This window comes from Dellaglioa sp. CoH-55-MRSF-7 (assembly GCF_056782235.1).
This window is the reverse complement of the sequence record NZ_JBXAYI010000233.1, coordinates 1-240: the sequence shown is the minus strand read 5'-3', so window position 1 is coordinate 240 and position 240 is coordinate 1. Positions and strand designations below refer to the sequence as shown.

Here is a 240-nt window from a genome sequence, read left to right as displayed (position 1 = left end):
GGGGACTCAAAATCCCCTGCCGAAAGGCGTGTGGGTTGGAGTCCCACCATCCGCACCACGCGAGGGTGGCGAAATTGGTAGACGCAGCAGGTTTAGGTCCTGCCGGTCGAAAGATCGTGAGGGTTCGAATCCCTTTCCTCGCACCAGAACAAGTTACTTCCCGAAAGGGTGCGCCGCTATGTGCGAGTCTGCGAGAGCAGTGTTCATCGGCATAGCAAATAAGTACAAGTGGAAAGTAGC

At 55.8% G+C, this 240-nt stretch carries 1 tRNA gene; it reads left to right on the top strand.

Going from position 1 to position 240, the window contains the following annotated elements:
- The first annotated feature begins 59 nt into the window (after positions 1-59).
- Positions 60-146, top strand: a tRNA-Leu gene (locus tag AC1RPU_RS08500).
- Positions 147-240: the final 94 nt, after the last annotated feature.